This is a genomic window from Fibrobacter sp. UWB11 (assembly GCF_900143015.1).
Classification (GTDB): domain Bacteria; phylum Fibrobacterota; class Fibrobacteria; order Fibrobacterales; family Fibrobacteraceae; genus Fibrobacter.
Genome location: NZ_FSRT01000001.1, coordinates 1,690,611 through 1,703,806 on the forward strand (window position 1 = coordinate 1,690,611; position 13,196 = coordinate 1,703,806).

A 13,196-nucleotide genomic window follows, 5' to 3' on the forward strand; every position below is an offset into this window, starting at 1 on the left:
ACCAACAAATCGGTCACTTCTCTCGCCTTGCAAGATTTATTATTTTTAACAAGTACGAGGAATTTGCAGACCCAATCGTCAAAGCCTACATGAAGTACTTTGCAACCAGGAATGCAGACTCCAACGAAACCGAGACAATCAAAAAAAAAGTGTCTTTTTTCAAGACCGACACTTTCACGAGGAGCAAGTATATGACTTACGAGTACGACCTTCATGAAAGAGAGGAAAAAGGAAAGGCCGAAGGAAAAGCAGAAGCCGAAGCCAAAGCCTTAGAAGAGAAAAAGGCCATGGCCAAAGGTTTCCGTGATGCCAAGGTTCCTTTGGAAATAATCTCCGCACAAACCGGCTTCACCATCGACGAAATCAAGTCTTTCTAAGCAAACATCCGCTCCCTTACTCAAGGGAGCTTTTTTTCATGCCCGGCTCGATCGGGCATCTCCCCCTCCCCCCCAAAAAACAGTTCACCGTTTTCATCCATTTAATATCAAGCTACACGTTTGAATTTTACTTTATCCAAAACACTTGCAAACTACAGATTGCAAAATGAACGATTTTGCAAACGGTTGATTGCAAAATTTGTAAGGTTTCACTTTTTCAAAATTTTCCGTTGTAGATTAAAGCCTCTAAACTTAACGGAGGTATAATAATGAACATAAAACCTTTCGACGAGCTCGACATTACCGACCCGATCATGTTCGGTCTTGTCTTCAGCAACAAGGACATCGCCCAGCCATTCATTGAACATCTGCTAGACATCAAAATCGACCACCTGGAAACGCCCACACCCGAAGCCGTTCTCAGCTTTGACGCAAATCATAAGAGCGTCCGCTATGATGTTTTTGCGCGAGAAACCAATGAAAACGGAGAGACGATCCGTTCCTTTGATCTTGAGATGCAAATGACGGATACAAAAGAACTACCTCAAAGGGCTCGGTATTACCAAAGTGTCTGTGACGGGGTTGCTCTCGCCAAGGGAGATTTTTACACCAGTCTCAAGCCACAATACATCTTGTTTTTATGTCCGATGGACATTTTCAAAGGCGGACTCCCTGCATACCATTTTGAAAACAGAGCTAGGGAGAATACAAACATCACTCTGAATGACCTTACTTTCAAAAACTTTTATATATTTAGTAAGTACGAGGAATTTGCAGACCCAATCGTCAAAGCCTACATGAAGTACTTTGCAACCAGGAATGCAGACTCCAACGAAACCGAGACAATCAAAAACAAAGTGTCTTTTTTCAAGACCGACACTTTCACGAGGAGCAAGTATATGACTTACGAGTACGACCTTCATGAAAGAGAGGAAAAAGGAAAGGCCGAAGGAAAAGCCGAAGCAGAAGCCAAGGCCTTAGAAGAGAAAAAGGCCATGGCCAAAGGTTTCCGTGACGATGGATTTCCTCTAGAAGCTATCTCCAAGCGAACAGGCTTCACCATCGACGAAATCAAGTCTTTCTAAGCAAACATCCGCTCCCTTACTCAAGGGAGCTTTTTTTCATATCCGGCTCGATCGGGCTGTAAGCTTCCCCATAATGACCTTACTTTCAAAAACTTTTGAGCTTCGCTCCAAATCCGCTGCGGCTCGGAAATGCCCAACAAGTTGGTCACTTCTCTCGCCTTGCAAGATTTATTATTTTTAATAAATACGAGGAATTCGCAAATCCAGTCGTGAAGGCTTATATGAAGTATTTTGCGACTAGGAACGCAGACTCTCGTGAGACCGAAACCATCAACAAACAAGTATCCTTTTACAAGACCGATACGTTCATAAGGAAAAGATACATGATTTACGAATATGATTTTCACGAACGAGAGAATGAAATACGAAAAGAAGCCGAAGCCAAAGCCTTAGAAGAGAAAAAGGCCATGGCCAAAGGTTTCCGTGACGATGGATTTCCTCTAGAAGCAATCTCCAAGCGAACAGGCTTCACCATCGATGAAATCAAGTCTTTCTAAGCAAACATCCGCTCCCTTACTCAAGGGAGCTTTTTTCTTGTCATGCCCGGCTCGATCGGGCTGTAAGCTTCCCCATAACGACCGCACTTTCAAAAACTTTTGAGCTTCGCTCCAAATCCGCTGCGGCTCGGAAATGCCCAACAAGTCGGTCACTTTTCTCGCCTTGCAAGATTTATTATTTTTAATAAGTACGAGGATTCTTGTGTCTCATTATAAAGCCGACACTCTCATAAGGAGCAAGTTTATGACTTACGAATATGACATGTATCAAAGCAGACAAGAGGGCCGTGCAGAAGGAATTGCTGAGGGAAAAATTGAAGGCAAAACGGAGGCTACGCTCGAGATGGTCGATGCAATGCTCGCCAATCCCAAATGGACCGATGAAGATATCGCCTCAATCTCAGGCCTCCCGCTAGAAGAAATCCAAAAGCGACGTACTCTTTTAGCTAAATAGTCCCCGCGCAGTTAGCGCGTTAGCCTACAAAAAAACTCCCTTTCCGGGAGTTTTTTTGTTTACTTCTTCTTTTCGCCGTAACGGTAGCGGTAACCGTAGCCGTAGCCATACCCGTAACCGTAACCATAACCGTACGAACTACCGTCATGCACGCACTTGTTCAGCACAATGGCCTTTTTCTCAAGCTTGGCCATGCTCAACTGGTCGATAATCTCCTGAATGTTCTCCATGGAATGCTTCTTGTATTCCACGACAATCAGCCCAAAATCGGCAAGCTTTGCGATTGCCTGCGCATCGGACACCAGCGAGCAAGGCGGCGTATCGATAACCACGATATCGTACTTTTCGCGACATTCCTGCACCAGCTCGGCAAAAGATTTTGACGCAAGCATTTCACCCGGATTCGCCACACGCGAACCCTTCGGCAAAAAGTAAGCACCTTCACCCATATCCACAACAACACTATCCAATGTTGCCGTCTTTGCAATAACATCCGAAACGCCCTTTTCGTGCTTGTGCGAAAGTCTGGACTTGCGCAGGTCCGCATCAATAAAAATAACGCGCTTGTTCTGCTTTGCAAAAAGGTACGTCAGGTTCAACGACACAAAGCTCTTGCCCGCCTCTGGCGAAATACCCGTCACCATCAGCACGCGCCCGCCCTCGTCGAGGCACGAAAATTCCAGCGCCGTACGCAACGCACGAATCTTTTCGATAGCAAAATCTTCGGAATCGGCCTTTGCCAAAATAAAACGCTTGTCATTTACGCCAGGCAGCTTGTGGCTGATATGCGTCTTGGGAACCTTCGCATAAACACTCACACCCGTTTCACGTTCAATCTCAGAAGATGAACCCACACCGCGATTACGCATGCGATGCAACATAAGAACAAGAACCCAGGCAAAAGCAAAACCACCACCGAGCCCCGCAAGCGCAATCATCTTGCGCTTCGGTTTAATAGGCTTCCGGTGAATATAGGCCGGGTCCACAATACGCACGTTACCAATTTCACTAGCACGTACCACGCGGAGCTGCTGGATGTTGTTCAAAACAGACGTGTAAAGTTCATTGTTGAGTTCCACATCTTGCTGGAGCTTTAGCACATCTTGTTGCGTAACCGGGAGCGCCTTAACCTTGCCCTCTTCTTTGCCAATTTCTTTACGGATACGTTCTTGCTGCGAAAGAATCGCCTGCATGGCAGGGTGGTCTTGTTTGAACAAACGAGATTTTTCTTGATATTGTTGCTGCAAAGAAAGCAACTGCGTTTTAAGCTGAACCTGACGGTCCAACGTACCACGAGCCTCGGCCCCCAAGTCAACCGTCCCCACCTTGTTGCGGTAACTGGTCAAAAGTTGCTGGGCAGAATCAAGCTTAGCCTTAATTGTCGGCAGCTGTTTTTCCAAAAATTCCAGAGACTTTTCGGCCTCGGCACTGCGCATCTCCACATTTTGGCGTACATACATCTGCGCTACAGCATTGAGCACTTTAGCAGCACGGTCCGGATAACGGTCCTGGTACGCAATTTCGATAATGTTCGTATTCTTCCCCTTTTCATCGGCCAGAACAGTCTTCTGCAAAATCTCGGCCATACGGAGAACAGACAACCTGTACAAAACGAACTTTTGCCCCGGGAGCGCATCCATAGAGCGCACACAAATTGCAACAGAATCCCCCTCTACTGGCACGCGATATGTTTCGCCCACCTTACCCACAACAACGCTTGAACCAAGAGGGGTAAACAACTCATAAGAATCTTCCGATTTTACCTCGGCAACCCAATCGCCATCATCATCATCAAAAACCTTAGGGGGTTCGAACAAATCCAAGTCCATCCGCCCCTCGCGGTGCATAAGGCGGTCTACAAGACCAATCGGTTCGGCACCGTAATTCAAGCGCAACTTCTCGACCACGGGCATCAGCACGTTTAGGCTCTTAATCAAGTGGATTTCGGCCAAAGCTGGGCTATGCGATTCAAACAAAGCTCCAATATCAGCAATAGCCTTGCCGCTTTTAGACTTCGTATCGAGTTGCAACATCGCCGTACTGCGGAAAACATCCCGACTGTAGCGAGCGTACGTAGCCCCAGCAACCAAGCCTACAACAGAAAGCAAGGCGAAAATCAACCAATGACGGCGAAAAATACTGAACAATTCGAATACGTCAATGACATCGACCGGCTTAATAGCTCCCTGCGATACAGGGAGCTGATTCATCTGTTTTTCAGGTGTATTAGTCATATTAAACCTTTTTCGTATAGAACGTTTGCCACCAAAATATTGAGCATTATTTACATTCAAATCATTTCTAAAAATAGCAAATTATAAGATTTTCAAAAGATGTATTTATAAAATTTGAACATCTATTCGAAAGACAATTCTATAAGCTACCAGTTATACTCGACTCAGTCTAGTTTTTTTCGTCTTGATTACAGCAGATAATCGCTTCAAGTTGTTTTTTTACATTATGAGGCAATAAAGCTTCTTTAGCTTTTTTCAAATTATCAGAAAAACCTGCCAAAATTGTTCTATCCAAAGCGATTTCATTTATTTTATCAACCAATTCATCAACAGAATCACACAAAAAGCCCATTTGTCCAAATTTCTCAAATATATAATCGAAATAATAGTTATGCAAAGCTATGATTGGTTTCTGATTCCAGATAGCCTCCAATATAGCTCCACTAGCAGTTAATTTATACGATCCGCTATTATATAGGAACAATAAGATATCCATCTTATTCACAAATCGATTATACTCGTCAAATGGCAAAAGTCGTCCAGATTCATTCAAAGAACAGAAATGTGGCGAATTTATTTTTTCCGTTATAAAACTTATCGACTGTATCAGCACAGATTCTGCTATATTTTTTTTGAGGATTTCCCTTAAAACATTTAATCCCCGTCCTTTATTGATTGCCGCGGGAATGCCAACCAACAACTCGTTGGATTTTGATACATCCGTCAAAGAACAATCAACAAAAGGCCTTATATATGCATGATCAATCCAATAGATGTTCTTTTTATTTTTTTCCGAAATCCTACTTGCAAAGTATTCCTGCATAAAAGAAGATAATAAAATAAAGTGGAACCTAGATGGAATATCCATGTAGCGGAAAGATATTCTAAGAAAGGGATTGAAAAATAATTTATTTACAATAGCAGTATTCTCTTTTTTATCGATACCTTCCATTTCACTATGACACATTATATAAAGATTATTCTTTCCACGATCAAAGAAACGCAACAACCAAAGTGCTAAGAAAATATTTCCATTAAAAAAAACATCACAATCCTCTTTTGTGTATTTTCGAGTCCAAACAAAGTTCAACCAAGAAACTATTAGTATCTTTTGAAAATAGTTCAAGCTTCCGCATTTCAAATTGACGAAATACGATTTAGTTTCCTTATAAATAAAATCGACATTCGAACAATCAAAACCACATTTATTCATTAAAGCCTTCATATTTTCACAAGAAGATCCGTCTGCCACATAAGTAACATGGTCATACAAATCGGATATCATCATCAAATATGATTGGTTGATGACTTCGTGATAGGCTCCATGAGAATATGGATCAATAATTACCGCATTCTTTTTCATTTAACCAAACTCCGAAACAAATCTTCCCATTTATCGGCAATTTTAGGGAGAGAAAATTCACGAGAACTAGTAAGCCCGTTCTCAGCAAGTTTTTTCCTCCAATTTTCGTTTCGCATTAATTCTTTCAGCCTATACACATAGGATTCAAAATCATTTTCCTTGACAATCAAGCCGTTGTACGCATCCTTGACAATCTCATGTAGACTACCATATGTGTCCATCGCCATAGGGACACATGCGTATTGTTGCGACTCCAAAAGGGTCATTCCAAAACCTTCACTAGCAGAAGTCATCAAAAATACCGAAGCTCTGTTATAGTAAGGTCTAGGGTTTTCAAATTTACCATTCATCACAATATTTTTTAGTCCCATCTTTTCGGCCATTTCCTTCGTTTTAGAAAAATCAGGTCCATCACCAACCATGATAAGTTTCCAATCCGAGAATTCTAAATCAAAGCAAACCTCTTTCCATATTCTAAGCAGATAAGACATACGCTTAGGATGCTCTAACATTCGACCTACAAAAAGGACAATTTTTTCCTTTTGCTCATAATTCGCCATATCAAAATATTCAGTGTATGTCAACGGATTAGAAATTGCACCCAACCTATGCACCTTATAATTATGGGAAAAATGTTTAAAATCATTTAAAAAGGAATCTGCAAGAAAAACATACTTATCACAAGTATCTATTTCTTTTTTGTGCATTCGAAGATAGTTCTTTTTTTCTCTCCATGCATATATGGAATGAAAATGGTCATTGAAAAAATTTTTAATCTTACTATGTCTATCGTCAAATTTGGGAATAACTTCTTGATGCCAGCACCGAATTAATTTCACCGGCAAATCGCCAATAGCCTTACGAGCAAAGAATGTATTACCCCATTGATTTATAATCAAATCGATTTTATTCTCTTTTAAAAAATTATGATATAACTCTAGTGAAGCGGAATCATTTACATCGTACGACGGGATTTCAATCATGCCAATAGATTCATTTAATTGATATGGCATCGGATCAGTTGTTTTGTAATTCAAATAGGATGCAAAAACATTATGACCACGGCGGACAAATTCGTTCGCCAAAGTAGCAGTAACAGTTTCGCCACCACCATAAACAGGCCAATATCGCATCATATACAAGATATTCATATATCTATCCTTCTTTTCCATGTACACTTTAAATAAACCGAAGTTACCAATCATTCCTCATATAAGTAATCCCCCACTTCATTTTATCCTCGACACTTTTTGTTTAATTGAACTTAACAAAACTTTCCTTTCTTGTTTGTTAAGCCCTTTAAACAAGAAAAATAATACAATTATCAAACTTGAAGATAATATTGTTAGGACCAAACGTCCAAAGCTATTTGAAAGTACATAGTTTTCTATACAAGGAATTATAGATGTAATCACTAACATTATAAATGAAAATAGCACAACCGATTTCAAATAAGAAGATACAGAAAAAGACATATTTCTTTTTAAGATAAGAAGTCGAGCAACAAAGGCCCCTATTGAAATAATAATAGACAAAACCATAACTATATAAGCTGGAGCTCCATAACATAAAGCAACATAGCTAAAAGGGAAGTTCATTATTTGAATGGTTCCAACAACAATCTGGTAAACCTTTATTCTTCCTGTGGCATTCAATGCAGTTCCTATGGGATAACTCATAGATTCTATTAATGATTCGATAAGCACTAAACGAGCAAAAATTATAGTACCTTCAGGAACCTCATTCAACCATAAATTGAGAATCATCGGCATTTCAAGAAATAGGGGCATAACAACTAACAACATTAAACAGAAAGTCATTTTACCTGATCTATACACCAACAAAAGCATTTTTTCACTTTCCTTATTAGCATAATTCTTTATAATCTGAGGTTGAACTGCTGTAAAAAAGTTTTGAGCAAATAAGCAAACAGAATGATTTACTTGCATCGCTATAGCGCGAGCTGCATTTACAACAGGGCCAAAAAAAAGATTTAGCAACACATTTATTCCTTGTCCCTTAACCAAACCTGATGCAGCACCAAAAAGGTTCCACCCAGCAAATGAGAATATTTGAAAAAACTTTTTTTTATCCCAAAAAAAAGACAAATGGCACTCTTTATATTTCACATAACAATAGCACCAATAATACAAAGAGACAGCAAATGTAGAAATTGTTATTAAAAGGCCATACAAAACAAGTTTATCTACAGATGAGTATTTTATTAAAAAAGCTATAATTAACTTTGAGATTACATCAAAAATACTAACATATGCATATACAGACATATTCTCATGAGCAATGATCATAGCAGTACAAGGAATAGTACATATCGTAAGAATAAAAGATACTATAGCAAATTGATAAACAATAAATGCAGCGTTTATTCTCACTTCTGGGATAACCAATTTATTTGAAACAAACCACGCTCCAACAGTTTCCGCAAGGATAATCAAAAAAACAGATGCACATAAATAAGCAACAAACGTTAAATTAAATGTTTTTTTTAATTGAACAAAATCTCCCCGTCCTAAATCAAAAGATAAAAATCTATTCGTCGCTGTAGCCATAGAATTACTCAACAAAGAGAACATAGCAACTACACCGCCAACTACATTATAAATACCAAAATCAGTTACACCTAAATTCGCCAAAATAATACGATATGTGTAAAGAGAAACCGTCAGTACAAGGAACTGTCGTAAATATAAAGTAATTGTATTCTTAACTATTTTTTTATTGGAAGCTTGCATTCTTACTTAAAAATTTCGTTTAATATTTTACGTATTTCTGTTTTTTTATTCTCTATCGTTTCAGGAGATATTTTATAAAGTCTATTTATGTCATCTAGATTAAAGTTTTCCAAATAATCAATTATATCAATAGGAAGCATACTATTTAGTCCTAACGCACTATAATAATCTTTATATTTAAAACGATAACTATTAATAGGACGTTCATAATGAACCCAAGGATTTTCTAACCACATATTAGGAATATGCAAACTATCAGCAACAATTAATCCATGAAGTGATGTCGAAACAATTCTTTCGCATTCGGCAATTTTCTTAACAACATCAACAGGAGAATCTTGAACATTAACGCATATACTTTTAGGTGTTTTTTCTATAATTTTCCAAATCAAAGGATTATCCAAATCTCGGAAATGAGGAACAACACCCAAAGAATATTTTTTTATTGCTTTTTGAGACAATATGTCTGATGCCAACAAGCCAACATCACCAAGAACTATATTATCATTTTTCAAATAACCGCTTTTCTTAAGAATGTCTGCAGAAAGAGCTCCTCTAACAATAGGAAACTGCATTTTTCTTACAAAACGTAAATTTAGTGAATTATCATATTGGAAAGAAATTCCGGCCCCTAATGTAATCAATGGTTTAAAAGAGAAAAGTACTCTCAATCTTTTAATGATATTTTTTATATGAGTTTTTACATCTTTTTGAGGTGCATAAGTAAGTAAGCTAGCATCTAATATTGAGCCTATTCCAATGTAATCAATTTTGGCAACATCATACGAGAGCGAAACACGCTCTTTTGAATATGAGTTAAATATTACAGAATTCAATTCATCACCAAAATTATTGCATCTTGCAAAAAAAATTTTTTTTGACATATTAAAGTACTCCAAAGAATTAAAAGAAAATAATATATTCACTACGTTCCATTTTTGCAAACAATTTTCATAACACGCTCTTCAAAAAGTGAAAAAATTTTATTTCTCACAATTTCACAAAATATAGAAGCACTAAAAACAACCACTACATAAATCAAAATTTTTGGAAAAAACGGTATGGATTGCAAGAAATTCAAAGGAATTAGATTCATATGAAGAGCAATTCCATGAGCTAAATACACAGACAACATATATTTCGATAATCTAGAATAGTGAATATTTGTTTTTATTTTAAAAGCAACAAAAAATAAACTAATAGCAGCAATGATTAACAAAGGATTATGATTATTACAAAACCTTGAAAAAACATTATCCGGTATATTTCCATACACGCACAACAATGCAATAGCTCCATTAAATAATAAAGCCCCCCCCCCAATCAAACATACATTTTTTTTTAAAAATTCAATCGTATAGAAAAAAAAGTATCTACCCAATAAATACACCATTATTAAATACACAACAGTCGTTCCATCATGTTTATATAAAAAAACACCAATATAGACAAAAATAGATAATAACAAGATAATAACTTTTAACAATCTAGAATTTTTAAAAACAATTTCGTTATTAAGAAAGGGCGCCAAAAGCATAAGTAACATATAAGCGCTAAAATACCAGCAATTTCTAGACATTATTGGTGTTAACGCACAAAACAAATCTCTAATACAAAATTCTGAAAAAACAACAAATTTAATGCAAACAAGTAATAACCCCATAGTAATTGCAACAAATTCCATTCTGACAAACTTAATTAATTTCCAATTAATACCAAAATATCCAGAAATGAAAGCAAAACCCGACACACTAACAAAAGCAAAAGATCGAAAAAAATGATATAAAGAATATGTTAACGGATCCGATATATCAGCAGGGAATCGTCCGCTGATGTGTAAAAAAACAATCAATAGCATCATACATATTCGCAGAAATTCAACACCTTCTTTTTTTTCTAAAATATCCATCGATATGTGCTCCTAAAAAATTATCATAACAAATAATGAAAGATCTAATAAATAAAACTTCTCAATACAACAACCTTAACAATTATTTTTTAACAATTCAAAGCAATTGCAATTTAACATTTTATAGAAACAATGTTTTTTTGCGTTATTCAAATTCAACATCAAAATCTTTTATTTTTTTATCGTTTATATTTTTTTCATTATAAGCATCCTTAAAAGCTTCAAATAGCGGTTTTATTATTTAAAAGACTTTAATTCGCATTTTTCAGGAAAAAGTTTCATATCCATTTTTGCAATACAGAACATAATCATGAAAAATAATGAATCGTCAAGCCCCGGAGTAGATGTGGCAGTTTTCATGACGATCCAACCCACTACAAAGAAAAAAATCAATCTTTTTCCATATCCCTGCCCTAAGGTCACCAAATTTTTCATAATATACAAATAAAAAAAACATCCTAACAATCCCGTTTCTAACAAAAGACTTATCCATATTGATTCACCGCCCAACAAACCAATCTTTCTTTCGAGCCAATATCTTGTTGCATAGGCCCCCTCACCAATTATTGGATTTCCAGAGAGCCAAGCCCTGATAAGAGCTTCAAATTGTTCTGTCCGCATTTCCACATTTGAGCCACCTCCCATTTGTTGTTCTATATTCTTATCAAAAATGCTAAGAAAAACATCTATAAATGAGGATAGTTCCGAGTGAAATACAACAAGTAAAATTATCCCTGATGTAGCAAGTCTAAGAAAAGGCCTAAAATTCCATAATGCCAAAAGGGATATCAGCAACAACGGATAGGGGGAACGACAATTACATAAGCCTACTAAAAGAATTGAAGAAAAAACAGCCGCATAGTAGAGCTTATTTGAAGCTATATATTTTTCGTGAGCGCCTTTGATATACAAAAAGAATACTGTAAAAATAGCCATTGTACACCCACATCCGATTGCATGAGCAAATATTGAAGAAACCCTTCCTCGACTACCTCTAGCAAGGGTTTCATAGACCCATAAAGGGTCTATATTATTTGGATTAAGAGATTGTTCATAAAGAACCAACGGATTCATGAAACGGAACATAAAAGCTTCAAAAGCCCCATATATCGCAGCAATTATAGAAACAACCATTAGCCCCTTAATGATAAACTTTAAATCTTCCGATTGTTTTATTTCTGCAAAAAAAAGTAACGGGAAAATATAAGAACTAATACATTCTAAGACAGCACTATTTATAGAATTAAAAAAAGGCAAAAATGATACTATAGAAGAAAATAAAATTAAAAAGATCATCCAAGCAAAGGGTTTAAATATAGGCAACAATCGAGGAATTACAATTTTGCCATTAGCCTTTATTAAATATCGCAATATAGGTAAAAAAATAAACCAAGCATCACAAACAAGGCTCATTCTAATTTGAGGAAGTCCTGCAATTGCCAAAAAGGGAACAAAATTAGACAAGAATATGCGAAAAAGAAAATACCACAAAAATGCCTTATGGTAATTTCGTAGGGAATAACCAAGAAGCGGTATTGCGATTAAAAGGAAAAAATTCATCTATTATTTCCCATAAAACATCGTAAACACATCTTTCGGTGTTTTACTCGTCCAAAGAACGCTCAATAAATTTTTATAACGAATCTTCTTAATAGTCTGCATTTCGGTCTTTTTAAAAAATTCAATTAAAGAATAGACTGCTATTGTAAGCGTTAAAACCAAAGTGTAACAACAACGAGCAACAAACCATTTTAGCAAGGAATTACCACATATCAAAATAAGGCGTCCCATTACAGCGGCAGGATAAGTCGCCACGCTAGTTTTTCCAAAGGTGGCTCCCTGCAAATGAGTAATTTTTACATCAGAATCAACGTAGCATTTGTAGCCTTTTTTATTCAACCGAGTAGACAAAGCAATATCTTCCGGGCCAAAGAAGTATTGCTCGTCAAAGAAACCTTCATCCCTAAAAATGTTCATTTTTATCAGGAATACACAACCAGAAATGTTATAGGTTTGGAAAATGCCATTTCCGTTAATATACGACAAATCTTTTTTGCTTCTTGGGAAATTTATTCGAAAAATACTTCCTATATAACGCCAATAGGAATCCATTGGCATTTTTCCTTTTGCATTTTTTTTCAAATTAATGTGTTCTATTGTCGGGCTTATTATTGCGACATCTTGAGGAAGTTTTTCAATATCATCCACAAGAGTATCTATCAGAGCATCAGTAAAATAAGTATCATCGTTCAAAACTAGTGCATATTTTCCATGAGCCAGTCTCAACGCCAAGTTGTTATTTTCCGAAAAGCCTTTAATTTCATTATTCTCTATAATGGTAACTTGCGGATATTTGTCCTTAAGTGCAGTCAAGTTATCCTTTGAAAACATGTAAGCGACAACGATTGTCTCAAAAGTTCTTTTTTTTGTTGTACTATACAAGCTATCAAGGCATGGAAATAGATAGCCAGTATTGTTCATACATACAATTACAACGGAGACTTCGCAATTATTCTCTGACATA

General features: G+C 36.8%; 12 protein-coding genes. 4 read left to right on the top strand and 8 right to left on the bottom strand.

Annotated elements, in window-relative coordinates; all coding sequences use genetic code 11:
• The first annotated feature begins 191 nt into the window (after positions 1-191).
• The 4 genes from BUQ91_RS07040 to BUQ91_RS07055 all read left to right on the top strand — a co-directional run bounded on the left by BUQ91_RS07040 (position 192) and on the right by BUQ91_RS07055 (position 2,413).
• Positions 192-377 carry a hypothetical protein gene (locus tag BUQ91_RS07040; RefSeq protein ID WP_074208949.1) on the top strand — a complete coding sequence of 62 codons (186 nt, stop codon included), beginning with the start codon at positions 192-194 and terminating at the stop codon, positions 375-377.
• A 269-nt stretch (positions 378-646) separates the two neighbouring features.
• Positions 647-1,462, top strand: a complete 816-nt coding sequence (locus tag BUQ91_RS07045) for an Rpn family recombination-promoting nuclease/putative transposase (RefSeq protein WP_074208663.1) — start codon at positions 647-649, stop codon at positions 1,460-1,462.
• A gap of 221 nt (positions 1,463-1,683) precedes the next feature.
• Positions 1,684-1,959: a hypothetical protein gene (locus BUQ91_RS07050; protein ID WP_074208664.1), complete on the top strand. Its 276-nt coding sequence runs from the start codon at positions 1,684-1,686 to the stop codon at positions 1,957-1,959.
• Positions 1,960-2,203: 244 nt separating this feature from the next.
• Positions 2,204-2,413, top strand: coding sequence for a hypothetical protein (locus tag BUQ91_RS07055; protein WP_139299702.1), 210 nt, complete (start codon positions 2,204-2,206; stop codon positions 2,411-2,413).
• A 59-nt stretch (positions 2,414-2,472) separates the two neighbouring features.
• Here the strand turns inward: BUQ91_RS07055 and BUQ91_RS07060 are convergent, their stop codons facing one another.
• The 8 genes from BUQ91_RS07060 to BUQ91_RS07095 form a co-directional block, all read right to left on the bottom strand.
• Complete coding sequence (locus BUQ91_RS07060; RefSeq protein WP_074208666.1) at positions 2,473-4,647, bottom strand: polysaccharide biosynthesis tyrosine autokinase; 2,175 nt, start codon at positions 4,645-4,647, stop codon at positions 2,473-2,475.
• A gap of 169 nt (positions 4,648-4,816) precedes the next feature.
• Positions 4,817-6,010: a glycosyltransferase gene (locus BUQ91_RS07065; protein ID WP_074208667.1), complete on the bottom strand. Its 1,194-nt coding sequence runs from the start codon at positions 6,008-6,010 to the stop codon at positions 4,817-4,819.
• Positions 6,007-7,215 (bottom strand): glycosyltransferase, encoded by a 1,209-nt coding sequence (locus BUQ91_RS07070; RefSeq protein ID WP_074208668.1) that lies wholly within the window; start codon positions 7,213-7,215, stop codon positions 6,007-6,009. Before BUQ91_RS07070 ends, BUQ91_RS07065 begins: the two co-directional genes overlap by 4 nt.
• Before the next feature lie 24 nt (positions 7,216-7,239).
• Positions 7,240-8,763, bottom strand: a complete 1,524-nt coding sequence (locus BUQ91_RS07075) for a lipopolysaccharide biosynthesis protein (protein ID WP_074208669.1) — start codon at positions 8,761-8,763, stop codon at positions 7,240-7,242.
• A 2-nt stretch (positions 8,764-8,765) separates the two neighbouring features.
• Entirely contained in the window at positions 8,766-9,647 is an 882-nt protein-coding gene (locus BUQ91_RS07080) for a polysaccharide pyruvyl transferase family protein (protein ID WP_074208670.1), read from the bottom strand.
• A gap of 41 nt (positions 9,648-9,688) precedes the next feature.
• Positions 9,689-10,672: an acyltransferase family protein gene (locus BUQ91_RS07085; protein WP_074208671.1), complete on the bottom strand. Its 984-nt coding sequence runs from the start codon at positions 10,670-10,672 to the stop codon at positions 9,689-9,691.
• A 237-nt stretch (positions 10,673-10,909) separates the two neighbouring features.
• Complete coding sequence (locus BUQ91_RS07090) at positions 10,910-12,232, bottom strand: hypothetical protein (protein WP_074208672.1); 1,323 nt, start codon at positions 12,230-12,232, stop codon at positions 10,910-10,912.
• A 3-nt stretch (positions 12,233-12,235) separates the two neighbouring features.
• Positions 12,236-13,195: a glycosyltransferase gene (locus BUQ91_RS07095; RefSeq protein ID WP_074208673.1), complete on the bottom strand. Its 960-nt coding sequence runs from the start codon at positions 13,193-13,195 to the stop codon at positions 12,236-12,238.
• Position 13,196 lies beyond the last annotated feature (1 nt).